This window comes from Streptomyces sp. CNZ301 (assembly GCF_004217425.1).
Window position 1 is genome coordinate 1,721,020 of the sequence record NZ_SHLG01000001.1, and the last position, 22,814, is coordinate 1,743,833.

At 71.1% G+C, this 22,814-nt stretch carries 25 protein-coding genes and 1 pseudogene; 15 read left to right on the forward strand and 11 right to left on the reverse strand.

From position 1 onward, the window contains the following. The first annotated feature begins 1 nt into the window (after position 1). Both EV375_RS07530 and EV375_RS07535 read left to right on the forward strand, forming a co-directional pair. On the forward strand, positions 2-2,089 hold the full coding sequence (locus tag EV375_RS07530) for an amylo-alpha-1,6-glucosidase (RefSeq protein ID WP_486588348.1): 2,088 nt from the start codon (positions 2-4) through the stop codon (positions 2,087-2,089). A gap of 160 nt (positions 2,090-2,249) precedes the next feature. After that, positions 2,250-2,477, forward strand: coding sequence for a dodecin (locus tag EV375_RS07535; RefSeq protein ID WP_130298762.1), 228 nt, complete (start codon positions 2,250-2,252; stop codon positions 2,475-2,477). 253 nt (positions 2,478-2,730) lie between these two features. Here EV375_RS07535 and EV375_RS07540 read toward each other — a convergent pair whose 3' ends face one another. Together EV375_RS07540 and dusB are read right to left on the reverse strand one after the other, a co-directional pair. Further along, positions 2,731-3,789 (reverse strand): zinc-dependent alcohol dehydrogenase family protein, encoded by a 1,059-nt coding sequence (locus EV375_RS07540; RefSeq protein ID WP_130301687.1) that lies wholly within the window; start codon positions 3,787-3,789, stop codon positions 2,731-2,733. Positions 3,790-3,889: 100 nt separating this feature from the next. Then, the gene (gene dusB, locus EV375_RS07545; protein WP_130298763.1) at positions 3,890-5,077 is read right to left on the reverse strand and encodes a tRNA dihydrouridine synthase DusB; all 1,188 of its coding nucleotides are present in this window, start codon (positions 5,075-5,077) and stop codon (positions 3,890-3,892) included. Between the two features lie 306 nt (positions 5,078-5,383). On the opposite strand from dusB, the gene EV375_RS07550 reads away from it, so the two are divergent. From EV375_RS07550 to EV375_RS29605, 5 genes are all read left to right on the forward strand, one after another. After that, positions 5,384-6,394: an aldo/keto reductase gene (locus tag EV375_RS07550; protein WP_130298764.1), complete on the forward strand. Its 1,011-nt coding sequence runs from the start codon at positions 5,384-5,386 to the stop codon at positions 6,392-6,394. A 22-nt stretch (positions 6,395-6,416) separates the two neighbouring features. Then, positions 6,417-7,007: a TetR family transcriptional regulator gene (locus tag EV375_RS07555; protein ID WP_130298765.1), complete on the forward strand. Its 591-nt coding sequence runs from the start codon at positions 6,417-6,419 to the stop codon at positions 7,005-7,007. Positions 7,008-7,305: 298 nt separating this feature from the next. Further along, positions 7,306-7,836, forward strand: coding sequence for a phosphotransferase (locus tag EV375_RS29595; RefSeq protein ID WP_486588708.1), 531 nt, complete (start codon positions 7,306-7,308; stop codon positions 7,834-7,836). Between the two features lie 80 nt (positions 7,837-7,916). Then, positions 7,917-8,264 carry a hypothetical protein gene (locus EV375_RS29600; RefSeq protein ID WP_486588349.1) on the forward strand — a complete coding sequence of 116 codons (348 nt, stop codon included), beginning with the start codon at positions 7,917-7,919 and terminating at the stop codon, positions 8,262-8,264. Further along, entirely contained in the window at positions 8,207-8,545 is a 339-nt protein-coding gene (locus EV375_RS29605) for a Uma2 family endonuclease (protein ID WP_486588350.1), read from the forward strand. The genes EV375_RS29600 and EV375_RS29605 overlap by 58 nt, the downstream gene beginning before the upstream one ends. Before the next feature lie 60 nt (positions 8,546-8,605). On the opposite strand, the gene EV375_RS07570 is transcribed toward EV375_RS29605, so the two are convergent. Next, on the reverse strand, positions 8,606-9,988 hold the full coding sequence (locus EV375_RS07570) for a glycine--tRNA ligase (RefSeq protein ID WP_130298766.1): 1,383 nt from the start codon (positions 9,986-9,988) through the stop codon (positions 8,606-8,608). 172 nt (positions 9,989-10,160) lie between these two features. Here EV375_RS07570 and EV375_RS07575 point away from each other — a divergent pair, with 172 nt between their 5' ends. The 4 genes from EV375_RS07575 (at position 10,161) to EV375_RS07590 (ending at position 13,672) form a co-directional block, all read left to right on the forward strand. Beyond that, positions 10,161-11,123, forward strand: a complete 963-nt coding sequence (locus EV375_RS07575; RefSeq protein WP_130298767.1) for a metal ABC transporter substrate-binding protein — start codon at positions 10,161-10,163, stop codon at positions 11,121-11,123. A 157-nt stretch (positions 11,124-11,280) separates the two neighbouring features. Next, positions 11,281-12,096 carry a metal ABC transporter ATP-binding protein gene (locus EV375_RS07580; RefSeq protein ID WP_130298768.1) on the forward strand — a complete coding sequence of 272 codons (816 nt, stop codon included), beginning with the start codon at positions 11,281-11,283 and terminating at the stop codon, positions 12,094-12,096. Beyond that, on the forward strand, positions 12,093-13,103 hold the full coding sequence (locus EV375_RS07585) for a metal ABC transporter permease (protein ID WP_130298769.1): 1,011 nt from the start codon (positions 12,093-12,095) through the stop codon (positions 13,101-13,103). Before EV375_RS07580 ends, EV375_RS07585 begins: the two co-directional genes overlap by 4 nt. 155 nt (positions 13,104-13,258) lie before the next feature. After that, a complete protein-coding gene (locus EV375_RS07590) occupies positions 13,259-13,672 on the forward strand; it encodes a Fur family transcriptional regulator (protein WP_130298770.1) in 414 nt (137 codons plus the stop codon). Between the two features lie 628 nt (positions 13,673-14,300). Here the strand turns inward: EV375_RS07590 and EV375_RS07595 are convergent. From EV375_RS07595 to EV375_RS07630, 8 genes and pseudogenes are all read right to left on the reverse strand, one after another. Continuing rightward, positions 14,301-15,119 (reverse strand): isoprenyl transferase, encoded by an 819-nt coding sequence (locus tag EV375_RS07595; protein WP_130298771.1) that lies wholly within the window; start codon positions 15,117-15,119, stop codon positions 14,301-14,303. Positions 15,120-15,283: 164 nt separating this feature from the next. Beyond that, positions 15,284-16,027 (reverse strand): annotated as a pseudogene (recO, locus tag EV375_RS07600) (DNA repair protein RecO); the annotation flags it as partial. Positions 16,028-16,155: 128 nt separating this feature from the next. Further along, positions 16,156-16,557 (reverse strand): hypothetical protein, encoded by a 402-nt coding sequence (locus tag EV375_RS07605; RefSeq protein WP_130298772.1) that lies wholly within the window; start codon positions 16,555-16,557, stop codon positions 16,156-16,158. Continuing rightward, positions 16,554-17,030, reverse strand: coding sequence for a protease inhibitor I42 family protein (locus EV375_RS07610; RefSeq protein WP_130298773.1), 477 nt, complete (start codon positions 17,028-17,030; stop codon positions 16,554-16,556). The genes EV375_RS07605 and EV375_RS07610 overlap by 4 nt, the downstream gene beginning before the upstream one ends. Before the next feature lie 31 nt (positions 17,031-17,061). Further along, complete coding sequence (locus EV375_RS07615) at positions 17,062-18,657, reverse strand: cysteine peptidase family C39 domain-containing protein (protein ID WP_130298774.1); 1,596 nt, start codon at positions 18,655-18,657, stop codon at positions 17,062-17,064. A gap of 76 nt (positions 18,658-18,733) precedes the next feature. After that, positions 18,734-19,168, reverse strand: a complete 435-nt coding sequence (locus tag EV375_RS07620) for a WXG100 family type VII secretion target (RefSeq protein WP_165434695.1) — start codon at positions 19,166-19,168, stop codon at positions 18,734-18,736. 92 nt (positions 19,169-19,260) lie between these two features. Further along, positions 19,261-19,584: a hypothetical protein gene (locus EV375_RS07625; protein WP_130298776.1), complete on the reverse strand. Its 324-nt coding sequence runs from the start codon at positions 19,582-19,584 to the stop codon at positions 19,261-19,263. Further along, positions 19,581-19,901: a hypothetical protein gene (locus EV375_RS07630; RefSeq protein WP_486588351.1), complete on the reverse strand. Its 321-nt coding sequence runs from the start codon at positions 19,899-19,901 to the stop codon at positions 19,581-19,583. Before EV375_RS07630 ends, EV375_RS07625 begins: the two co-directional genes overlap by 4 nt. Positions 19,902-20,049: 148 nt before the next feature. On the opposite strand from EV375_RS07630, the gene EV375_RS07635 reads away from it, so the two are divergent. The 4 genes from EV375_RS07635 to EV375_RS07650 all read left to right on the forward strand — a co-directional run bounded on the left by EV375_RS07635 (position 20,050) and on the right by EV375_RS07650 (position 22,716). Further along, positions 20,050-20,901 (forward strand): Scr1 family TA system antitoxin-like transcriptional regulator, encoded by an 852-nt coding sequence (locus tag EV375_RS07635; RefSeq protein WP_130298777.1) that lies wholly within the window; start codon positions 20,050-20,052, stop codon positions 20,899-20,901. Then, positions 20,882-21,088, forward strand: a complete 207-nt coding sequence (locus EV375_RS07640) for a DUF397 domain-containing protein (protein WP_130298778.1) — start codon at positions 20,882-20,884, stop codon at positions 21,086-21,088. The genes EV375_RS07635 and EV375_RS07640 overlap by 20 nt, the downstream gene beginning before the upstream one ends. A 154-nt stretch (positions 21,089-21,242) precedes the next feature. Further along, positions 21,243-21,401 carry a hypothetical protein gene (locus EV375_RS29055; RefSeq protein WP_165434649.1) on the forward strand — a complete coding sequence of 53 codons (159 nt, stop codon included), beginning with the start codon at positions 21,243-21,245 and terminating at the stop codon, positions 21,399-21,401. A 175-nt stretch (positions 21,402-21,576) separates the two neighbouring features. Continuing rightward, positions 21,577-22,716, forward strand: a complete 1,140-nt coding sequence (locus tag EV375_RS07650; RefSeq protein WP_207228008.1) for a hypothetical protein — start codon at positions 21,577-21,579, stop codon at positions 22,714-22,716. The last annotated feature ends 98 nt before the right edge of the window (positions 22,717-22,814 follow it).

The following is a 22,814-nucleotide window of genomic DNA, read 5'->3' on the forward strand; positions in this document are numbered from 1 at the left end:
TGTGAATGCGACCGAGCCCCGTCTGCTCGTGCACGAAGGCACCTTCGCCGTGCTGGGCCCGTCCGGCGACATCGGCGGCCCGCCCGGCTGGGCACTGCCCAGCGCCCAGTCCGAAGGGACCGTTCCCGAGGGCCTGTTCGTACGCGACGCCCGCCACCTGAGCCGCTGGCAGCTCACCGTCGACGGCTCCTCCCCCTCGGGCTTCGCCCTGGGGAGACCCCGAGTCCTGGTGCCCGCGTCCGACAGCAACGGCACCGCCGTTCTCACGCCGCACGGCACCCGTGAGGAACCCCCCGCCTACACGGTCTTCCGGGAACAGGCCGTCGTCAGCGGCGAGTTCACGGAACGCATCCGGCTCACGAGCAATCTGGGCGAAGCCACGTCGGCGCGGCTGACCCTCACCGCCGACGCCGACTTCGCGGACCAGTTCGAGCTGCGCTCCGACCACCGCTGGTACGACAAGCCGCACACGGTACGCACCCACGAAGCGCACCCGGACGGCGTCGAGTTCGGATACCGGCGCGGCGAGTGGCACTCCCGTACCACCGTCACCGCCGACCCCTCACCCCTGACCGTCGAGGAAACCGGCAGCTCCGCACGGCAGTTGTGCTGGCAGCTGGAGCTGGCGCCGCACGGCACCGCGGAGTTGACGCTCAGCGTGACCGCCCACCCGCACGGCGCCACGGACCGCCGCGAAGCCGTCGGCACCCCGCACGGCGACCCGGCCGCCGTCGCCTCATGGCTCAAGGCACGTACGGACGAGTTCACTTCGACGGAACCCGTTCCCTCCCGGCTGACCGACTGGCCGGAGCTGGCCCGCGCCTGCGAGCAGGGTCTGGTCGACCTGGCCGGGCTGCGGGTGGCCGCGCGCGGCCCCGACGGCGAGGAACTGCTCATACCGGGCGCGGGAGTTCCCTGGTTCCTGACCCTCTTCGGCCGGGACTCGCTGCTCACCTCCCTCTTCGCGCTCCCCTACCGCCCGCAGCTCGCGGAGCCCACGCTGCTCGCGCTCGCCGCCACCCAGGCGCGCGAGGAGGAGCCCGAACGCCTCGCCCAGCCGGGGAAGATCGTGCACGAGGTGCGCCACGGCGAACTGGCCCACTTCGGTCAGGTCCCCTACGGGCGCTACTACGGCTCGGTCGACGCCACGCCGCTCTTCCTGATCCTCCTCGGCGCGTACAGCGAACTGACGCGGGAGGAGGACACAGGGAACGAGAAGGGGCAGCACGGGCGGCAGGACGCAGGGCAGGACACCGGCTCTCAACACCCGCCCCTCGCCCGCCGTTTGGAGACGCACGCGCGCGCCGCTGTGGACTGGATGTTCACCCACGGCGGCCTGGACGAGCACGGCTATCTCGCCTACCACGCGCACCAGGGCGGCCTCGCCAACCAGAACTGGAAGGACTCCCCGGGAGCCGTGTGCACCACGGACGGCACACGTCCCAGCGGGGCGGTCATGGTCGCCGAGGCCCAGGGCTACGCCTACGACGCGCTGCGCCGAACCGCGGAGCTGGCCCGTACGGTCTGGCAGGACGAGGCGTACGCGGAACGGCTGTCGAAGGCGGCCGCGGCTCTGCGGGAACGCTTCGGGTCGGACTTCTGGATGCCGGACGAGAACTTCCCGCTGCTCGCCCTCGACGACGAGGGCACACGCGCCGACGCCCTCGCCTCCAACGCGGGTCATCTGCTGTGGTCGGGAATCCTCGGCCAGGAGGCGGGCGAGCAGGTGGGCCGGCGGCTGATGGAGGAGGACTTCTTCTCCGGCTGGGGCGTGCGCACCCTGGCGGCCGGCCAGGCCCCGTACCATCCGCTCTCCTACCACCGGGGCAGCATCTGGCCGCAGGACAACGCCGTCATCGCTCTCGGGCTCGCCCGCTACGGCCTGCACGAGGAGGCCCGCACCCTCGCCGCCGGAATGGTCGAGGCCGCGGCCCGGCAGAACTACCGCCTGCCCGAGGTACTCGCCGGCTATGGCCGCACCGACCACCCTGATCCGGTCCCCTATCCGCATGCCTGTTCCCCGCAGGCGTGGGCGGCCGCCACACCGCTCGCGCTGCTCACAGCCGTGGGGGGCGCTCCGGGCACCTGACACCCCGGGCATCCCTCACCCACCGCCCCCGGGCCGCCGTCCCCCTGCGGCCGGGGGCGGTCCTCCGTCTGCGCACCGGCCCCCGCGTCGTCGGCGTATTCCGGACGGATCCGGGCACCGGAAAGGGACGAACAAGACAAACGAGCCAGCGGAGGTCCGTGTGAGCGAGCACACCTACCGGATGACCGAGATCGTCGGCACGTCCCACGAGGGCGTCGACACCGCGATCCGCAACGCGATCAGCCGCGCTTCGGAGACCCTGCGCCATCTGGACTGGTTCGAGGTCACACAGGTGCGCGGCCAGATCGAGAACGGGCAGATCGCGCATTACCAGGTCTGCATGAAGGTCGGCTTCCGGCTGGAGAGCGGCCAGTCCGCCGGAGACTGACCCACAGGCCCCGCGGTCCCGGTCCGGTCCCGGTTCCGGTCCGGTTCCCGTCCCGCGGCCCGCCGTCCCGGTCGACCTCACGCCGGTTGCGCGGGCACATCCACACGGACATCCCCGGCGAGGTGTACGTGCGCACCCTCGGAGCACTGCAGCGCGTGATCCACAACATGGGCGGCCACTTCAGGCGCCGCTGAACCCGGGACGCCGCCCACTGGAGGGCCCGGGCGGCGGCGTGCGGCGGGCACCGCCCGGTTCAGGACTTCGGCGACTCCGGCTTGATGACCGTCACGCCGGGGGTTGCGGGCACCGGGATGTCCATCTCGACCAGCGCGGCCGGGGCCTCGGAGAGGTCGATGGTGCGCCGCACCAGCAGCTCGGGATGGAGCACGTCCGATTCGACGAGTCCCAGCAGGGCCGGGTACTCGTGCGCCTGGAGGCCGTGGCTGCCGAGCAGCTCCAGCTCGTGGGCGACGATCCGGTCCATCGGGATCGCCGGGGAGCCGTCGTCGGGCGGCAACAGGCCGACCTGCACATGACGTCCCCGCCGCCGCAGACTCCGCACGGACGCGCGGCAGGTGCGCGGGTCGCCCAGGCAGTCGAGGGACAAGTGCGCGCCGCCCAGGGTGCGTTCGATGACGGCCGCTCCGGGATCGTCCACGTCGGAGACGTCCACGGTCGCCTCGGCGCCGAGGTCACGGGCGACCTTCAGCGCCGCCGCGGAGATGTCCACCGCCACGACCCGCGCGCCGTTCGCCACGGCGATCATCACCGCGGACAGCCCGACGCCACCACAGCCGTGCACGGCGACCCACTCGCCGGCGGTGACCCGGCCCTGCCGGACGACGGCCCGGTAGGCCGTGCCGAAGCGGCAGCCGAGGGCGGCCGCCGCGGGCGACTTGATCGAGTCGGGGATCGGCACGAGGTTGCCGTCGGCGTTGTCGATCGCGACGTACTGGGCGAAGGCTCCCCAGTGGCTGAACCCGGGCTGCGTCTGCTGCTCGCAGACCTGCTGGTTCCCCGTGACGCACTGCGCGCACGTGCCGCAGCCGCACACGAAGGGCACGGTCACGCGCCGTCCCACCCAGGGCAGCGCCGAACCGGAGCCCGCCGCGACGACCGTCCCCGCGAACTCGTGACCCCCCACGTGCGGCAGCTTCACATCGGGATCGTGGCCGCGCCACGCGTGCCAGTCGCTGCGGCACAGTCCCGTGGCGTCGACTTCGATCACCACACCGCCCGGGGCCGGCGCGGGGTCGGGTACCGAGCGGAGCGCCGGGTGCTGCCCGAACTCCTCGTAGACGATGGCCTTCACGAGCGGCAAGTCTCCCAGTCGTGCGGGCCGAACGGGACCCTGGTTAGCCGTTCCGGATAAAAGTCCGATTGGTCTTCACCAAGCCCTGTGACGAGGTGGTTCAGCCGCCCGACGTGTCCAATTCGGCGTCGGCGCCGACGCCTTCGGCGCAGTCGTACGGGTCGTCGAGCCAGCCGTCGGGCAGCACGACCTTGTTGCGCCCGTGGGTGCGGCCCCGCGGACCGTCGGCGTCGTGCGGCCACGGCTGGTCCGCGTCGAGGCCGTCGAGCAGCGCCGCCAGCTCCGCCGGCGAGGCGGCCACCGCCAGCCGCTGCCGGGCCTGCGAGCCGATCGAGAACCCCTTCGTGTACCAGGCCACGTGCTTGCGGAAATCGATCACGCCGCGCGCCTCGTCGCCCAGCCACTCCCCCAGCAGCGTCGCATGCCGCAGCATCACTCGCGCCACCTCGCCGAAGGACGGCCGCGCGTACGCCTCGGGGCCCTCGCCCGCGAACGCAGCGACGAGATCGCCGAACAGCCACGGCCGCCCCAGGCAGCCGCGTCCGACGACAACGCCGTCGCAGCCGGTCTCGCGCACCATCCGCGTCGCGTCGTCCGCGGACCAGATGTCTCCGTTGCCCAGCACGGGGATCTCGGGCACGGCCTCCTTGAGCCGGGCGATCGCGTCCCAGTCGGCGGTGCCGCCGTAGTGCTGGGCGGCGGTGCGGCCGTGCAGAGCGATCGCCGTCACCCCCTCGTCGACGGCGATACGCCCGGCGTCCAGGTACGTCAGGTGGTCGTCGTCGATGCCCTTGCGCATCTTCATCGTGACGGGGAGCGCGCCCGCGTTGCCGACGGCCTCGTGCAGGATCGCGCGCAGCAGCGGCCGCTTGTACGGAAGTGCCGAACCCCCGCCCTTCCGGGTCACCTTGGGCACCGGGCAGCCGAAGTTGAGGTCGATGTGGTCGGCGAGGTCCTCGTCCGCGATCATCCGGACCGCCTTGCCGACCGTCACCGGGTCCACCCCGTACAACTGGATCGAACGCGGCCTCTCGCTGTTGTCGAACCGCACGAGCTGCATGGTCTTCGCGTTGCGCTCGACGAGGGCCCGCGTCGTGATCATCTCACTGACGAAGAGCCCCCTGCTGCCGCTGCCGCGATCTCCCGGGGGACGGCCCTCGTGCTCCCGGCCGCCTTCGGCGAATTCCCGGCACAGCGTGCGGAACGGCGCGTTCGTGATCCCCGCCATCGGCGCCAGCACCACGGGCGGCTGGACGACGTGGGGACCGATGTGGAGCGGCGGCGTCATGACGTCGGCGTCCTCCGAGACGTACGTGCTTGCTGGGCCGGGGCGGCCGGGGGCCGGGTACCGCTCGCGTGTGCGGCGGCGAGGTGTCCGCGCGGGCGCGCGGCCTCCCATTCTCCCGCATCGCCGCACCGCCCGTACGCGGGGCGGCCGGGAGCCGGCCGGGAGCCGGCCGGGAGCCGGTCAGGGGCGGGCCGGGGACCTCCGGGTGCCATGAGCCGAAAAATGGACTGACAGATATTGAAATCTGTCAGTCCATTTGCCATTCTCGATACCGGCAGATCCGGCAGCACCCCAAGGAGCGCACCCATGCAGACCCGCACCCTCGGCACCAACGGCCCCCGTACCTCCGCCCTCGGCCTCGGCTGCATGGGCATGTCCGCCCTCTACGGCCACACCGACAGGGCCGAGTCCGTCGCGACCATCCACGCCGCTCTCGAAGCGGGCGTGACCCTGCTGGACACCGGCGACTTCTACGGAATGGGCCACAACGAACTGCTCATCGACGAAGCCCTCCGCACCGCGCCCAGCGCCCACCGCGAACAGGCCCTGACCAGCGTGAAGTTCGGCGCCCTGCGCACGGTGGAGGGCGGCTTCACCGGCTACGACGGGCGACCGGAAGCGGTCAAGAACTTCGCCGCCTATTCGCTCCAGCGCCTCGGCACGGACCACATCGACATCTACCGCATGGCACGCCTCGACCCCGCCGTCCCGGTCGAGGAGACCGTCGGCGCCGTCGCGGAGCTGGTGAAGGCGGGCCATGTGCGGCACATCGGGCTCTCCGAGGTCGGCGCCGACACCGTCCGCAGGGCCGCCTCGGTCGCCCCCATCAGCGACCTCCAGATCGAGTACTCGCTGATCTCGCGCGGCATCGAGGACGAGATCCTTCCCGTCTGCCGCGAGCTCGGCATCGGCGTCACCGCCTACGGTGTGCTCTCCCGGGGGCTCATCAGCGGCAACTGGTCACGCGAACGGGAGCTCGCCCCGGGGGACTTCCGCGGCATGAGCCCCCGCTTCTCCGGCGAGAACCTCGACCACAACCTCGCCCTCGTCGAGGCTCTGCGCCGCATCGCCGACGGCAAGGGGATCACCGTCGCCCAGACCGCGATCGCCTGGGTGCTCTCGCGCGGTGAGGACATCGTCCCGCTGATCGGCGCCCGCACCCGTGAACGCCTGGCGGAGTCGCTGGCGGCGGTCGAGGTTACTCTCGACCGGGACGATCTCGACGCCATCCAGCGGGCGGTGCCCGCCGGTGCCGCGGCCGGCGACCGGTACCCGGCGAACCAGATGGCGCACCTCGACAGCGAGAAACAGCGATGACCAGCGAGAAGCAGGGGGCAGCATGGCGTCGGAAGCGCTGACTCCGGAGCGCGTTCTCGAGGCCACCGAGGAGGTGCTGCGCCGTTACGGCCCCACCAAGGCCACGGTCGTCGACGTGGCCCGCGCCCTCGGAGTCAGCCACGGGAGCGTCTACCGGCACTTCCGCACCAAGGCCGCACTGCGGGAGGCCGTGACACAGCGCTGGCTGGATCGCACCAGTGAGCGGCTGGTCTCCCTCGTCACCGGGACCGGCCCGGCGGAGGAGCGCCTGGACCGCTGGCTGACCGGCCTCTTCGAGGCCAAGCGCCACAAGGCGGGCGACGACCCTGAGCTCTTCGCCACGTACTCGGTGCTCACCGGTGAGATGAGCACGGTCGTCGACCGGCACATCGACGACCTGGTCGGCCAGCTCACCCGCATCATCGAGGACGGCCGCGCGCAGGGCGTCTTCGCGGCGGAGCCGGCCGGGTCCGCCGCCGCGACCGCTCGCGCGGTCTTCCACGCGACGGGACGCTTCCACGACCCCGCGTACGCCCCGGAGTGGTCGCGCCCCGGCATCGACGAGGCCTTCGCGACGGTGCGCGCCCTGATCCTGCGCGGGCTGCGCGCCTGACCGCCCCCGTTGAGCACCGGCGGCCCGCACGGCACCCACACGATCGAGCTCGGCCCCGGCCGGGTCACCAAACGCTTCCGCCCCGGGGACCGCGAGGGAGGCCAACGGGAGTGGCGCGCGCTGCGGTTGCTGGCCGGACACGCACCCGGGCTCGCGCCCGCGCCCCTCGCGGCCGAACTCGGCACGGAGGAACCGGTGATCACAATGTCCCGCCTCCCGGGCGAGCCTGCGCGGTCGGCCGCACGGCGAGGCGGCGCTCGACGCCCTGGCGGAAGCCGTACGGACACTCCACTCCGCCCTGCCGCCCGCCGCCCTCACCGGCGTCCCTGCGAGGCCCGGCCTGGCGCGGGATCTGACCACGCACCTGCGCTCCTGGGCACCGCGGGTGCGAGCTCCGGCACGCGGCGAGGTGGACGCCGCGATGCGCCTCGGGCTGCGGTGGCTGGACCGGTCGCGCATTCCGGACGTCCCGCCCGACGTACAGGCGGTCTTCGGAGCGGGGGACGGCAACCTCGCCAACTACCTGTGGGACGGCACCCGCGTACGGATCGTCGACTTCGAGGACTCCGGTCGCAGCGACCGGGCTTTCGAACTCGCGGAGATCACCGAACACGTGGGCTCGTGGGTGGACGAACCCATGGACGTCAGCGCCTTCCTCGACCGGTTCGCACTGACGGCGCAGGAGTCCGCGCGGTTGCGGGACTGCCGCCGTCTCCTCGCCCTCGTATGGCTGTTCCTGCTCTCCTTCGACGCGGCGCGGGAGCGCCCCCGGAACCCTCCCGGCACGGCGGAGCGGCAGGCCCGGCGCCTGACGGCCTTTCTGGGCTGAGCGAACCGGCGCTGTCAGACGTGGCGAATACTCTCGGTGACGAATGGATCACTCGGCAGGAAAGGCGCATCATGACCGTCATGCTTGAGCGACCGACGTCATCGACGCCCATGGAGACCCCCGACGGCCCGCCCGGATTCGAGGCGATGTGCCGGACTCTGCTGAACATTGACGTGCCCGACGGCTACCGGGCAGAGATCATCGGGGGAAACATCGTCATGTCGCCGTGGTCGAAGGGCTGCTACTACCTGGTCATGGAATCGATCCGTGAGCAGTTCAAGCGGCATGTTCCCGAGGACGAGACCTGCGGAGACGCGCCATTTCTCTTCACCTTCGGGGGCAGGAGCGTGCGTTCGGGCCGGATCTCTACGTGGCGGCACGAGATGCCTTCAACACCACGAAGCGGTACATCGACGGTGAGGCGCTGACTCTGGTCGCCGAGCTCACGTCGCCGTCGACGCACGACGCCGACCGGGGCGACAAGGTTCGCGTCTACGGGCGGGCCGGTGTGCCCGTGTATCTGCTGCTGGACATGGAGGAGGAGTCGGCCACCGTCTTCTGGGCGCCCACGGAGAAGGGCTACACCTCGCACACGACGGTGCCGTTCGGGAAGTCGCTCCACATCCCCGCCCCGTTCGACTGCGAGTTGGACACCGCCGGTTTCGGCCCTCCCGCCGAGGAAGAGGCCGGGCAGCCGGAGGACGGCTGACAAACGACGAGGGCCGGTTCCGCACCCCGGCGGAACCGGCCCCCTGCACTGCGGTACGGCTCAGCATCCCAGCAGGCGGCCCGCCAGGTAGCTCTCGATCTGGTCCAGCGAGACGCGGTCCTGCTTCATGGTGTCGCGCTCGCGAACCGTGACGGCGTTGTCGTCGAGGGTGTCGAAGTCGACGGTGACGCAGAAGGGCGTGCCGATCTCGTCCTGGCGGCGGTAGCGGCGGCCGATGGCGCCCGCGTCGTCGAACTCGATGTTCCAGTTCTTGCGCAGCGCCTCGGCGAGGCCGCGCGCCTTCGGCGACAGCTTCTCGTTGCGCGAGAGCGGGAGCACGGCCACCTTGACGGGCGCGAGCCGCGGGTCGAGCCGCATCACGTTGCGCTTCTCCAGCTTGCCCTTGGCGTTGGGCGCCTCATCCTCGATGTAGGCGTCGAGCATGAACGCGAGCATCGCGCGGTTGACGCCGGCCGCAGGCTCGATGACGTACGGCACCCAGCGCTCGCCGGCCTCCTGGTCGAAGTAGGACAGGTCCTGCCCGGAAGCCTTGGAGTGCGCCGTGAGGTCGAAGTCGGTGCGGTTCGCGACGCCTTCGAGCTCGGAGAACTCGTTGCCGCCGAAGTTGAAGCGGTACTCGATGTCGGCGGTGCGCTTGGAGTAGTGGGAGAGCTTCTCCTTCGGGTGCTCGTACCAGCGCATGTTCTCTTCGCTCAGCCCGAGGCCCGTGTACCAGGACCAGCGCTGCTGCATCCAGTACTCGTGCCACTTCTCGTCCTCGCCCGGCTTGACGAAGAACTCCATCTCCATCTGCTCGAACTCGCGGGTGCGGAAGATGAAGTTGCCCGGCGTGATCTCGTTGCGGAACGACTTGCCGGTCTGCGCGATGCCGAACGGGGGCTTCTTGCGCGAAGTCTGCTGCACGGCCGCGAAGTTGGTGAAGATGCCCTGCGCAGTCTCGGGCCGCAGGTACGCGACGGAGCCGGCGTCCTGCGTCGGGCCGAGGTGCGTGGAGAGGAGCCCGGAGAACTGCTTGGGCTCGGTGAAGCCGCCCTTGTTGCCGCAGTGGGGGCAGTTGATGTCGGCGAGGCCCTGCGCCGGGAGCCGCCCGTGCTTCGCCTCGTACGCCTCCTCGAGGTGGTCCGCGCGGAAGCGCTTGTGGCAGGAGGTGCACTCGGTCAGCGGGTCGGTGAAGGTGGCGACGTGACCCGAGGCCTCCCACACCTGCGGCGCCAGGATCACGGACGAGTCGATGCCGACGATGTCGTCGCGCGAGGTGACCATGGCCCGCCACCACTGGCGCTTGATGTTCTCCTTCAGCTCCACACCGAGCGGACCGTAGTCCCAGGCGGCACGCTGGCCGCCGTAGATCTCACTGCACGGGTAGACGAAGCCACGGCGCTTGCTCAGGCTGACGATGGTGTCGATCTTGTCGGCGGCCACAGTGCTCTCTTCATCAACGGCGGACGGAATACTTCAGGTTACCGAGCCATGAGGGGGGCGGATCAAATCGGTCCGCGCTGTCGGCACGGCAATCGGTCCGCCGAGGGCCGTCCACCCGTCCCCTCATCGACCCATTTGACAACCGTTTCCAAGTAGGTTGAAAATGAGTGTCATGAACGCTTCTTGTCGGTTGATACGATCCCTCGCCGCCGCAACCGCCTTCAGCGTCGGCGGACTCGCCCTCACCTCCTGCACGGGTGACGCGGCCGACGGCGAGGCGAAGGGGAAGGTGGACGTCGTCACGTCCTTCTACCCCCTCCAGTTCGTCGCCCAGCAGATAGGCCGCGAACACGTCGAGGTCGAATCCCTCACCAAGGCCGGCACCGAACCGCACGACCTGGAACTCAGCCCCCAGCAGACCGGCCGCCTGAGCGACGCCGCTCTCGTCGTCTACCTCAAGGGTCTCCAGCCCGCCGTCGACGAGGGCGTGCAGCAGGCCGAGCCGGAGCACGTGGCCGACGCGTCCTCGTACGCGTCGATGGAGAAGCACAGCGCGGACGTGCACGGCGAGGACCAAGGCAAGCACGACGACCACGGTCACGACTCCGCGGGCGCCGGAAACGGCGGCGATCCGCACCTCTGGCTCGATCCCCTTCGCTTCGCGAAGATCGCCGAGGGCGTCGGCAAGGAACTCGCGGAGGCCGACCCGGACCACAAGAAGGACTACGCGAAGAACACCGAGACCCTTGTCGAGCGACTGCACTCGCTCGACGAGGAGTTCAAGAAGGGTCTGGCCGGCAAGAAGACCGACACCTTCATCACGACCCACGCCGCCTTCGGCTATCTCGCCGAGCGGTACGGGCTGCACCAGGCCGCCGTCTCCGGCATCGACCCCGAGTCCGAGCCCAGCGGCGCCCGCATGAAGCAGCTGCACAAGGTCGCCAAGGCCGACGACGTCGACACCGTCTTCTTCGAGTCGAGCGCCAGCGACAAGACGGCCAGGACACTCGCCCGCGATCTGAGACTCAAGACAGCGGTGCTCTCTCCCCTGGAGAGCGTGAAGAAGAACGAGGACTACTTCTCGGTCATGCACCGGAACCTCTCCTCGCTGCGGACCGCGCTCGGCGCCGACTGACGGGCACCGCCGCAGGCCCCGCGGACCCGCCTCGGATCCGTACCGCTCCCCCCGCACCCGACTCCCGGTCCCGGACCCGGCTCCGAGCACCCGGGCACCGAGCCCCAGCACCGAGCCCCAGCACCGACCACCCTCCCGACACCGAGGAAGGGCCCCCATGGCCGATCCCCTGGCCGGCCCCACGGCCGAGTCCCAGCCAGTGCTGTCCCTCCGGGCCGCGACCGCCTCCCTGGGGGCGCGGACCGTGCTGCGCGGCATCGACCTGACCGTTGGCCGCGGCGAGGTCGTCGCCCTGCTCGGCTCCAACGGTTCGGGCAAGTCGACGACGATCCGCACCGTCATCGGCCAGGTGCCGCTCTCCGGCGGCGAACTGGAGCTGTTCGGCACGCCCTTCGCCCGTTTCCGCGACTGGCGCCGCATCGGCTACGTGCCGCAGCGCTCCACGGCCGCCGCGGGCGTTCCCGCCACCGTGCGGGAGGTCGTCTCCTCCGGCCGCCTCGCCCGTACGAAGCTGCGCCCGCTGAGCCGCGCCGACAAGGCCGCCGTCGGCCGGGCCCTGGAGATCGTGGGGCTCACAGACCGCGCCAGGGACTCCGTCAACGCACTCTCCGGCGGGCAGCACCAGCGCGTGCTGATCGCGCGGGCCCTCGCCGCCGAACCCGACCTGCTGATCATGGACGAGCCGCTCGCGGGCGTGGACCTGCCCGGCCAGGACGTTCTGGCGGCGGCGCTGCGTGAACAGGTCCGCCGCGGCACGTCCGTGCTGCTCGTCCTGCACGAACTGGGGCCCTTCGCGCCGCTGATCGACCGCGCGGTGCTGCTGCGGGAGGGCCGCGTCGAACTCGTCGCGAACCCGGACCGCCTCCACGACATCGCCTGCCACCCGCACGACACCGCGGGCGCCTGGGCGGCGGCCACCGCCGTCCAGACCGGACTGTCCGTGAGCGAAACCGAACCGGGGGCACACGTATGACCGAGTTGCTGCACTACCCGTTCATGCAGCGCGCCCTGCTCGCCGCGCTGATGGTCGGCATCGCCGCCCCGGCCGTGGGCATCTACCTCGTGCAGCGGCGCCAGGCGATCATGGGCGACGGCATCGGGCACGTCGCGCTCACGGGCGTCGCCCTCGGCTTCCTGCTGGGCGCCAACCCCGTGTGGATGGCGGTTCTCGTCTCCTCACTCGGGGCGGTGACGATGGAGCTGATCCGCTGGTACGGCAAGGCGCGCGGCGACCTGGCCCTCGCGATGCTCTTCTACGGCGGCATCGCCGGCGGCGTCCTGATCATCAACCTGGCGCCCGACGGGTCCAACGCCAACCTCACCACGTACCTCTTCGGTTCGATCACCACGGTCTCCGACTCGGACGTGACGGCCATCGTGTGGCTGTCGGCCTTCGTCCTGGCCGGCTCGCTCGGGCTGCGCCGGCAGCTCTTCGCCGTCTGCCAGGACGAGGAGTTCGCACGCGTGACGGGGCTGCCGGTGCGGGTGCTGAACCTACTGCTGGCCGTGGCCGCGGCGGTGACGGTCACCGTCGCCATGCGGGTGGTGGGGCTGCTGCTGGTGAGCGCGCTGATGGTGATCCCGGTCGCCACCGCCCAGCAGCTGACCCGCGGCTTCGCGGGCACGCTCGGCCTGGCCGTGGTCATGGGGGTGGCGGTGACGCTCTCCGGGACGAGTGCCTCGTACTACGCGGACGTGCCGCCCGGCGCCAGCATCGTCGTCCTGGCGATCGTTCTCTTCGCGCTGGTCACCACCCTGGCGGCGCCGCTCGCCAGGCGCAGAGCGGTCCGCGGCGGCGGACACGGACGGGACGGCGCCGCCCCCGGGGACGGCCGCGGCGACGAGGCGGTGGCGGGCGCCGGAGCAGGGCCCGAGGGCGGCTCCGGACGCCCCGTGAGCGCTCGGCAGGGCAGCCGTGCCCCCTCCGCGGAGGGCCCGGCGGCCGAAGGCACAGCGCAGCCGCCCGGTTCCCGGGCGTGAGGACTCCGTGTCGCCGGTTCCTGGCACAATGACCGGGCAAGGACCCCGCGAGCGAGACCCGTGAGCGAGTCCTGTGAGCTAGTCCTGTGAGCCAGGCCCGTGAGCCACGCCCATGAGCCAGGCCCGTAGCGAGCGAGACGAGCGAAGGAGACAGCGTGACCACCGCAGGTCCCCCAGTCCGCGGCCGGTCGACGCGGCAGCGAGCCGCCGTCTCGGCGGCTCTGGCCGAAGTCGAGGAGTTCCGCAGCGCGCAGGAGCTTCACGACATGCTCAAGCACCGCGGGGACTCGGTCGGGCTGACGACGGTCTACCGCACGCTCCAGTCCCTCGCCGACGCCGGCGAGGTCGACGTCCTGCGCACCGACGAGGGCGAGTCGGTCTACCGCCGCTGCCACAGCGACGACCACCATCACCACCTCGTGTGCCGTCACTGCGGCAAGGCCGTCGAGGTCGAGGGCCCCGCGGTGGAGAAGTGGGCCGACTCCATCGCCGAGGAGCACGGCTTCGTCGATGTGGGCCACACCGTCGAGATCTTCGGTACGTGCGGGGACTGCGCCGCCGCCAAATGACCGGCGGCCCCGCGGACCCGCAATCACTGCCGTTCACCGGGTGACGACGGCCCCCAGCAGCTCGGCACCGAGCCGGGTGCGGCTGTGCCGGCTGCTGCGGCCCGCAGCGTTCCGTGTGCACGAGACCCACGTTGCGCAGCAGCGTCGCGTGCTCGCCGGCGGAGGCGGGCGACACCCGCCCGGCGGGCCGGGCAGCGGCCGTCAAGCAGCGGTCGCCAGGCAGCTCGAAGGGCCGGCGAAGCGGATGCGCGTCAGGTCGGTGAAGGTGAAGTGGATCCGCATCGCCATGTGCCGCTCTCCCCGAGGTGTACCGATCGCTCCGCAGCACGTCGCGTCCGGTCCGGCCAGGGTGCCGCAGGTGCGGACCCGTGCCCAGACCGCTGCCCGCCGTCGGACCCGATGTCAGTGGCCGGTACGGATCGTTCGGGCGTGGCCGAAACATCTTCCGTCCCCGCACGGGTCCACGGCACTGTTGACTCGGAGCGGCCGCCGCCTGGGGGAGGCGACGGGGCGGCGCCCCGTGCCCGCCCGAGCGCCCTGGGGGAGCGCGCCGCAAGGAGCGCCAGGCGTCGGGCCGGGCACGCGCCCGGGGAAATCCGGGCCACGGCACGGCGGATGAGGCCGCCTGTCAGGGCTGCTTCCCGCCGCCGTCCCCCCGCGCGCCGCCGAAGCGCCGGTCGCGCTTGGCGTATTCGAGGCAGGCCCGCCACAGGTCGCGGCGGTCGAAGTCCGGCCACAGCACGTCCTGGTAGACCATCTCGGCGTAAGCGCTCTGCCAGATCAGATAGTTGGACGTGCGCTGCTCGCCGGAGGGACGCAGGAAGAGATCCACGTCCGGCATGTCCGGGTAGTAGAGGTACTTGGCGACAGTCTTCTCGTTCACCTTCGCCGGGTCGAGCTTCCCCGCCCGCACGTCCTCGGCGATGGCCTGCGCCGCGTCCGCGATCTCCGCTCGGCCCCCGTAGTTGACGCAGAAGTACAGCGTCATCGCGTCGTTGTCGACGGTCTGCTCCTGCGCGACCTGCAACTCCTTCACCACGGACTTCCACAGCTTCGGCATCCGTCCGACCCAGCGGATGCGGATGCCCAGTTCGTCCATCTCGTCACGGCGGCGGCGGATGACGTCCCGGTTGAAGTTCATCAGGAAGCGGACCTCGTCGGGCGACCGCTTCCAGTTCTCCGTGGAGAAGGCGTACAGGGAGAGGTTCTTCACGCCCATCTCCAGGCAGCCCTTGAGGACGTCGAGCACGACGCCCTCGCCGACCTTGTGCCCCTCGGTGCGCGGCAGCCCCCGCTGCTTGGCCCACCGGCCGTTTCCGTCCATGACGCACGCCACATGGCCGGGGACGAGCTCCGGCGGGATCTGCGGCGGTCGTTCACCGGAGGGGTGCGGCTCGGGTGTGACGTACTCGCGACGCTGCCTGTGCAGCATTGCGCGGCGTGCCATGGTCGTTCAGCTCCAGGATGGGACGGGTCGGTGCGGGAGGCGCGAGGACGAGGCGAGCGTAGCCGACGCCTGTACGCCGCCGCCGGTCAGGAGGGCCTGGCCTCCGGCTCCGCCTGCACCCGCGCGTCCGGCGGGCCGGGAGCACCGCCCCGGCCGCCCTGGGTGCGGTCGACGTAGCGCAGCGAGCGCAGCCCGCGCTCCATGTGCCAGTGCAGATAGGCCGAGACGAGTCCGGTGCCCTCCCGGGCGTGCCTGGCCTCGCACGCGTCGGCCGTCTCCCAGTCGCCGGTCAGCAGCGCGCCGAGCAGCCGCAGCGTCTCCGGCGACGGTACGACGCTGCCGGGCACCCGGCAGTCGCCGCACACCACGCCGCCGGATGCGACGGAGAAGAAGCGGTTGGGGCCGTGCAGCCCGCACTTGGCGCAGTCGTCGAAGCTCGGCGCGTAGCCGCCCATGGCCAGCGACCGCAGCAGGAAGGCGTCCAGCACCAGCCCGGGCGTGTGGTCCCCGGCGGCCAGCGTGCGCAGCCCGCCCACCAGCAGCAGGTACTGCTGCACGTTGGGCTCGCCCTCGTGGTCGGTGAAGCGCTCGGCGGTCTCCAGCATGGCCGTGCCGGCGGTGTAGCGCGTGTAGTCGGAGACGATGGCCTGCCCGTAGGGGGCGATGGTCTCCGTCTGGGTGCACAACGGCAGCCCGCGGCCGATCAGTTCACTGCCGCGTGCGAAGAACTGAACATCGACGTGGCTGAAGGGCTCCAGCCGCGCCCCGAACTTGGATTTCGTGCGCCGCACCCCGCGGGCGACCGCCCGCACCCGGCCGTGCCCGCGCGTGAGCAGCGTGATGATCCGGTCCGCCTCGCCCAGCTTCTGGGTGCGCAGCACGATGCCGTCGTCGCGGAACAGACTCATGGCGCCAGTATCCCGTACCGCGCCGGCGGGGGCGGGGCCGGTCGGTGGGGCGCGGTGCCGGTTGCCGCACCGCCGCCCGTGGCCGGAAGGCGGTGCCGCCCCCGGCTACCGGGTGGTGCGGGCGGCGACTACCGGGTGGTGCGGGCGGCGAGGCGGATGCCGAGCAGTTCGGCCGCGGCCTCCAGCCAGCGCGCGACGTCCTCGTCCCCGTCGACGCCGCTCGCCACGTCCGCCGCGGACTCCAGCCAGGAGCGCACCATGGCCGACGCCTCCTCGCCCGGCACGGGCTCGGTGAGCCCGGCCGCGTACCGCGTTCCGCCGCTGCGGACGACCTTGGCCAGGAAGGCGACCGCCCGCGGCCGGATGCCGCGCCGGTCAAGGAGGACCGCGGCGCCCACCGCGCCGTCGCCGAAGAGGGCGGTGCGGTGCGGTCCGGCGAAGGAGAGCCCGTACCGCAGCATCGCCGGGATGTCCGACTGCGCGAGTTCGTCGTCGGTGCGGCCCGGAGGCGGCGTCGCCGGTGTGCTCATGGCTGCTTCACCGTCACGGTGTAGGTGTGGATGGTGGCGCGGTACTTCTTGTCGGGGGTGGGGCTGCCGCTGGGGACGGGGGACGGGGTGACGGCGCCGCCCTTGCTGCCCCCGCCGGCGCAGGCGCCGCGCGGGCACTGGATGAGGCGGATCTTCGTGGTGCCCCTGCCGACCGCCTTGAACGTGAAGCGGTCCGTTCCCTTGCTGCCGCCGACGACATCGTCGTCGTCCCCGTCCAGTTCCTCGTCCTTGCCGACGCTGTCGACGACCGCGGCGTCGGGCTTCGGGGAGGTCAGGTGCCACCACTCCCCCATCGCCGTGGCGACGGGGACGGACAGCTCGAACTCCTCCCCTTCGTCCACCTCGATGTTCTTCTCGTCGAGTTCGTAGGTGTCGGGCCCGGTGAGGCCGCAACCGGTCAACGCCGCCGCCAGCAGGACGGGCAGGGCGAGCCGGGTCAAGTGCCTGCGCATGATGCTCACTTCCCAGTCGGGCTCGGCCGGCTCAGTCGGCCGGCAGATGGACGGCGTAGGCGTCCGGCATGCGGGAGTCGGAAGCCTTGTCCATGTGGCCGTTCACGAAGTCGTCCTCGCTGACCCAGGTCGTCTGCCCCCAGGGGTTGTAGATCTGGAGCATGTCGCCCTCCTGGCCGATCACCATCATCGCGTGGCCGCTGCGGTCGCCGTCGGTGTACCCCTCGACGCCGATCGGGACGGGCTTGCCCTCGGCGACGGCCTTCTCGATGTCTGGCAGCACATCGCGTCTGGCATCCGCGCTGCCGGTCTCCTGGAACTCGTACTCGCTGCCGGTGTGCGGGCTGATCTCCTTGTTGACGATCTCGGTCTTCCCGTCGTTGTCCATGCCTGCCGGAGTGTCGGAGAACCAGTGCTCGTAGTTCCCGTCGCCCTCCTCGTGCATCCGCATCTGCTCGTCGCCGAGGCGCTCGCGGAAAGCGTCGGGATCGTCCTCCTGCCCGGACGGGCCGCCGGTCAGCTCCAGCGCGTACACGGGGTCGACCATGGCGCGGGCCGTCACCGTGGAGGAGGGAACGCAGGTGTTGCCGTCCTGCGACCACCTTTCGTCACCGAACTGCTGGTAGTCGGTGTTGGTGTTGGAGCCGTCCGCGTTCACGCCCTCGTCCTTCTGACTGTCCGCAGCCGTCGTCACGGGCGTGAGGTGCTGCTGGAGCCAGCCGGGGTCCTTGCCGTGGATCTTGTCGCGGAATTCGCCGACCTCGTCCACGCTGTAGCCGGAGGCCAGGGCCTTCACCAAGTAGGCGCGTTCCTGCGGGGACTTGGCGTCCGCGAGCATCCGCTCGTAGCGGGCCTGGTCCCGGTCGCTCATCTTCTCCATGAAGCGGCCGGAGCGTTCGAGGTCGTTGGCCGTGAGCAGTTCGTTCTGCTCCTGCTTGCCGCCGGGGACGGCGATGTCGGCGAGGACGAGGCGGTCGGCGGCGGAGATCTCGTCGGTCTTCATCTGCCCGGCGCGGGCCTCGGCGGCGTACTTGTTGAGTTCACGCGCGGCCGTCCTCGCGGCGTCGTCGGCCTGTTCGGCGGCGCTGAGCAGGCAGTTGCCGCCGGCGCCCGCGGTGTCCTGGGCCCGCTTGCGTTCCGCCTCCTCGGCGTCCTTCTCGACCATGTCGTCGAAGAAGCCGTCCTCGCCGCCGAGCATGCTGCGCGCCTTGCGGAGCTGCTCGCGTCCGTACTCGTCCGTCGAGCGGGCCGAGGTGATCGCGTCGGACAGGTCGTGGAGGGCCTTGGACGCCTTGCGGAACGCCTCGTCCATCTGCTCCGCCGAACGCCCCGCCGCCGAGACCACTTCGGATGCCTTGGCACCCGTGCTGCCCACCCATACGGAAGGCAGCCCGGACTTGGCGACCTTCTCCACTCGCCGCTGAACGTCCGCGGCATCGTCCGCCTGGTCCTTGTACCGCTTGGCGAGGCCGTCGATCGTGGACGGCGAGCCGACGGGCGGCGACACGGCGAGCAGCTTCTCGATGGCCTCGATGACCCCGTTCTTGCTGTCCGCCGCGGCGAGGGAGCGCACGTGTCCGGCGATCTTCTCCCTGCGGTCGGTGGTGGATTCCCCTGCGTCGGACATGACTTGGGCCCCCGTGGTTCGTCGTCCGGTGGTTCGGATGGAATCAGATGGAAGCGACGCCGTACGGCGCAGCCCGTCAGTCGAAGTCGGCGAGGCTCGGCGGGGGCGCGCCCGGCGTGGGCCGGGTGCCGACCGCCGGACCGCCGAGCGCGGCGGGGCGTGCACCCGGCGCGGGGCCGGTGGCCAGCCCGTCGCCCGCTCCCGCGGAGTTCAGACCGCGCACCGCGTAGCCGTCGGCGCCCTGGTAATTCGCCTTGGAGACACGGACCTTGTCCGCGAGTTCGTGCAACGCGGCTTCCAGCGTCTTCGCCTCGGCCTGCCATGCGGACGCGAAGTTGTCGAAGGCCGGGCCGGAGTCGGAACCGCCCAGCGCGTCCGCCGAGTAACACATCTGGCTGTCAACGGCCTTGGCTATGCCGCCGACGTCGTCACCCGCGTCGTCGAGCTTCTCGGCCTCACCGGCCATACCGCTCTTCTGGACCTCGTACCCGCCCGATCCACCACCGGCCACGGCTCCCCGCCTCCCCCGTCGATCACCAGAAGACCCAGCGGTCATCCAGTTGTTCGAAGAAGGATGATAGCCCAAGCCCTCAAATGCCGTGCTCAGGAGGGTTTTTCGGGGAGTACGACAGCGCGGACGGTCCGGGGGTCGGCTGCGGCGGAGGGCCCGGGCGCGGCGGAGGTCCCGGGCGCGGCCGAGGGCCCGGACACCGCCCTGCCGTCTTCCCCGCCGTCTTTCCGGGCGTCCAGGACCCGCGAGAGCTGCGCGCGCAGCACCTCGGCCTCTGCGGACGACAGACGCAGATCGAGATCGCAGTGGTGGACGCCGTCCCGCAGCAGCCACAGCGGGACGCTGACGCGCCCGTCCTCCGCGCGCCGCACCGGCTTCGCGGGGACGCGGTCGATCCGCCAGCCTCGGGCCGTCATCGCGGTTCCTCGACGCGCCATGCCGTACGGAGGACGGCGGCGAGAGCGCGGGCGGTCCGCACGTTGCAGTTGCCCAGCGCCACGAGCGGCAGGGACGGGCTGTTCGCGAATGCGGCGGGCTCGACACCGATGGAGGGCAGCGTGATGCCGTGCGCCTCCAGCGCGGTGCGCAGATCTCTCACGCAGTCGTGGACGTCGTCCGCGTCGTCGCCGTCGCCGTGACCGGGACTCCAGCCGAGGTCGTGGCCGTACATGCCGTGCGTGCCGTGCATGCCGTGCATGGTCGCACCTTCCTGTGCGGTGTGTGACGAACTCATCACAGAATGCTGCCGATTCGCGTAGCGTGCCAGTGGTCCGGGCTCCCCGCCGCGACGTGCGGAAGGGTCAGGCGGCGCCGTGGAAGCGGGGGAAAGCCGCCGGGCCCGGCAGGAACGAACGAGGACTTTGCACCTACGGCGGTGAACCATGCCCGGCCCCAAGGACATCGACGGCTCGGCGAGCCTTCCGACCTTCTACGGCAAGGAGTTGCGGTATAAGCGGGAACAGGCCGGGCTCACCCAGCAGAAGCTGGTCGACGGCAGCTTCTACGGCTCCAGCCACCTCAGCGAGATCGAACGCGGTGAGCGCCGCATGCCGCTCGACCTGGCGCAGCACGTGGACCAAGTCCTGGGCACGGACGGCTTCTTCGCGCGCCGCTGCGAGGACGTACGGAAGGCGAAGCGGGGCGGGCACGCGGGGTACTTCGAGAAGGTACTGGAGGCGGAGAAGCGAGCCGAGAGCATCGAGGAGTGGTGCCCGACGCTGATTCCGGGGCTGCTTCAGACGGAGTCGTACGCAAGGACCCTCTTGGAAAGCACCCAGGTGTTGGGGCTATGCGAAGAAGTCGACGTCACGGTCAACGCCCGGCTGGCACGGGCGAGCCTCTTCGAGGATGGCGAGACTCCGCTGTACTGGGTGGTCCTTCACGAATCCTTGCTACGACAACCGATCCTCCCGCCGCACGAAATGGCCGAACAGCTCGACCACATCGGACACTTGGCAAGACGCAACCGGATCGTTCCACAGATCCTTCCGTGGAATGCCGGGGCACATCCGCTAATTCTCGGCAGCGCCATGATCATGACTTTCGTCGATGCGCCACCCATGGTCTATGCGGAAGTCCCGTACAGCGGGGACACCATCGACGATCCAAGAACCGTGCGCTTCTACCGAAGGTCGTACGATCTACTCAGGGCCGTCGCATTGTCCCCGAAGGCGTCCCTGGCCACGATCGAGGCAGCGGCAGAAGGCTTCCGAAATGACAAGCGACCAGACTGACTTGAGCCGCGTGAAGTGGCGCAGCAGCAGCTACAGCGGGCCTGACGGAGGGAACTGCGTCGAGGTCGCCGACGGCATCGGTGGCATCGTCCCCGTACGCGATAGCAAGACCCCCGACGGGCCTGCCGTGATCTTCGGCGCGGCTGCGTGGTCGGCCTTCACCAGCCTTGTGAAGAACGGCGGTTGAGGACTCCCGCAACCCGACTCAGAGCGATTCGCCCGGCCTCAGATACCGGTAACCGGAGTCGGTCTCCTCGGCGAGCCATCCGTTGACGCTGCTGAGCCCGCGATCGTTGATCTGCGCGTCGTGTACGGCAAACGCCCGCGCGGGTTTGATCGCGTTGACGAAGTCGGTCGCCTACCCCGTCTTCATCCACGACCCGTGGGCCGGAACCATGAGCGACCCCGTGGAGTTAATCGCCGGTGGCTTCCGTGGTGGCAAGCGCGGCCAGGCCGCGCTTCCGACGGTGCGGGCACTGCTCGCCTGCCCGGTGGCCTGAACGGGCAGCCGGCTGCCGGGACTTACGCTTCCGCGCGCCGGCGCCCTCGCCGGATCCGGCCGCGCCCTCGCCCGCCGTCCGCCGTCCGCCGTCCGCCGGGGTACCCCCGTGCGGAGAAACGGTACAGAATACGGAGAAACGCGGCCGGGGGGGCCGAGGGGCGGGGGCTGCGGGGATGACGGATCGGACACGCGGAGCGCTGCGCGCCCCGGAGGCTCGGCTGCCCATCGGTCTCGGCTTGTTCCTCGTAGTGGTCTCTGCCGTGCTGTTCGCGATGGTGCCGGGCGCACTGGCGAACGCACGCGCGTACGCCACAGCGCCCACTTGCCCGGCCGGCACGCGCTCGGACTCGTGCATCACGCCGGTTCGGGCGACCGTCGAAGGGACGGAGAACCAGCCCGTCGGAAAGGGCCATCGGTACTGGCTCCTCGTCACGGAACGGGGCTCGGGCGACGTGCAGCGCGTGCGTATGGACGACACGGGCCCCGTGTACGACGCCGTGCGCGCGGGCGACCACGTGCGGCTCGACTACTGGCGCGGCAAGATCCGCGCCGTCGGCTTCGGTGACGTCACCCAGGAGACACGGGCATCGCCGGGCAGCGACTGGCGGCTTCCCACGGGCTTCGGACTCCTGACACTGCCGTTCGGCCTCGGCATGCTGGCGGCCGGCCTGTGGTACCGCTTCCGCTACCTGGCAAGGAGACGCGTCGCTCCCTGGCAGATCACTGTGCCGACCTTGACGGGCGTTCTCCTGGGCTGTCTCGGCCTGCTCGCGGGATGGGCCGGCGGCGGGGTGATGGAGGCGTTCACCGTCACCGCGGCCGGCATTCCGCCGGCCGTGGGCCTGGCCGCCCTCGTCGCGTGGTGGGCGACTCGGCGGGAGGTCCGGGCCGCGGACACCGGCGGCATCGTGCCGGTCCCCCCGAAGGGGAAGCAGTGCGTGCACGCGGCCGTGCACGGAGACGTCCCCTACAGCGTGGACGGCTTCGGGCTCCTGGTGGTGGGCGACGGACGTCCGGCCGCGACTCCCGACCCGGACGGGTCCTTCGCCCGCAGGAGCCTTCCGGAATCGCTGACAGTGCGGGAACTTCGCCCGCTGCGGCCCGAGGACCCCGTCGGCTGGGCCAACAGCTACAAATACGACGCCGTCGTGCTCGAGTGCCGGGACGGTGATCGGAGGGTCCGCGTCGTCACAAGACGGGTCGACGCGCCCGTTGTCCTCGGCGCGCTGACGGATCCGCTGACCGGCCCCACGACCGCTCCCGGCGACGGGGGGCACCGGCCCTCCCGCACGCCGCGCGCGGATGGCCCGTGAAGCCGCCGGCGAGCTCCCGAAGTCGCCTGCGGCGAGCCCCTGTTGGGCGGCGCAGATACGCCGCTGGCTCATGGGCGACGGCAACCGTGTGTTCGTGA

Excerpts from the sequence above, each read along its gene's own strand:
- EV375_RS07575 (WP_130298767.1), top strand. The coding sequence starts at position 10,161 with ATGAACGCTTCTTGTCGGTTGATACGATCCCTCGCCGCCGCAACCGCC.
- EV375_RS07605 (WP_130298772.1), bottom strand. The coding sequence starts at position 16,557 with ATGAGCACACCGGCGACGCCGCCTCCGGGCCGCACCGACGACGAACTC.
- EV375_RS07550 (WP_130298764.1), top strand. The coding sequence starts at position 5,384 with ATGCAGACCCGCACCCTCGGCACCAACGGCCCCCGTACCTCCGCCCTC.
- EV375_RS07610 (WP_130298773.1), bottom strand. The coding sequence starts at position 17,030 with ATGCGCAGGCACTTGACCCGGCTCGCCCTGCCCGTCCTGCTGGCGGCG.
- EV375_RS07595 (WP_130298771.1), bottom strand. The coding sequence starts at position 15,119 with ATGGCACGCCGCGCAATGCTGCACAGGCAGCGTCGCGAGTACGTCACA.
- EV375_RS07640 (WP_130298778.1), top strand. The coding sequence starts at position 20,882 with ATGACAAGCGACCAGACTGACTTGAGCCGCGTGAAGTGGCGCAGCAGC.
- EV375_RS07630 (WP_486588351.1), bottom strand. The coding sequence starts at position 19,901 with ATGAGTTCGTCACACACCGCACAGGAAGGTGCGACCATGCACGGCATG.
- EV375_RS07580 (WP_130298768.1), top strand. The coding sequence starts at position 11,281 with ATGGCCGATCCCCTGGCCGGCCCCACGGCCGAGTCCCAGCCAGTGCTG.
- dusB (WP_130298763.1), bottom strand. The coding sequence starts at position 5,077 with ATGACGCCGCCGCTCCACATCGGTCCCCACGTCGTCCAGCCGCCCGTG.
- EV375_RS29600 (WP_486588349.1), top strand. The coding sequence starts at position 7,917 with ATGCTTGAGCGACCGACGTCATCGACGCCCATGGAGACCCCCGACGGC.
- EV375_RS07635 (WP_130298777.1), top strand. The coding sequence starts at position 20,050 with ATGCCCGGCCCCAAGGACATCGACGGCTCGGCGAGCCTTCCGACCTTC.
- EV375_RS07650 (WP_207228008.1), top strand. The coding sequence starts at position 21,577 with ATGACGGATCGGACACGCGGAGCGCTGCGCGCCCCGGAGGCTCGGCTG.
- EV375_RS07555 (WP_130298765.1), top strand. The coding sequence starts at position 6,417 with ATGGCGTCGGAAGCGCTGACTCCGGAGCGCGTTCTCGAGGCCACCGAG.
- EV375_RS07615 (WP_130298774.1), bottom strand. The coding sequence starts at position 18,657 with ATGTCCGACGCAGGGGAATCCACCACCGACCGCAGGGAGAAGATCGCC.
- EV375_RS07585 (WP_130298769.1), top strand. The coding sequence starts at position 12,093 with ATGACCGAGTTGCTGCACTACCCGTTCATGCAGCGCGCCCTGCTCGCC.
- EV375_RS07625 (WP_130298776.1), bottom strand. The coding sequence starts at position 19,584 with ATGACGGCCCGAGGCTGGCGGATCGACCGCGTCCCCGCGAAGCCGGTG.